This window comes from Bradyrhizobium sp. Ken01 (assembly GCF_055807355.1).
This window is the reverse complement of sequence record NZ_JBVVPC010000197.1, coordinates 1-278: the sequence shown is the minus strand read 5'-3', so window position 1 is coordinate 278 and position 278 is coordinate 1. Positions and strand designations below refer to the sequence as shown.

The window sequence follows — 278 nt, the reverse complement described above, 5'->3', positions numbered from 1 at the left end:
CATCATTCGGCTGCTCCGGAACCGACCGAAGTCGATACTCTTCATCCTGGCTCACCGCCTGTTCAGCCAAATCCGGATTAATCTCGCGTTTAATTTCTACTCCTAAACCGCGAAACGCTTCTGCCTGCGCCAGCACATTTCCGCGCCCTGAAGAGAGTTTTTTCATTGCCTGCCGATAATTATCCTGCGCTTTGTCGAGACTTTGACCAATCGCGGACATGTCATCGATGAACAAACGCATCTTGTCGTACAGCTTGCTGGCACGATCGGCGATTTGC

Annotated in this window: 1 protein-coding gene; it reads right to left on the bottom strand. The window is 51.4% G+C overall.

The genetic code is table 11. The features are described from left to right. Positions 1 to 278 (bottom strand): DNA recombination protein RmuC (gene rmuC / locus AC0L3S_RS39335; protein WP_473285343.1); only part of this gene is annotated, 278 nt, incomplete at both ends.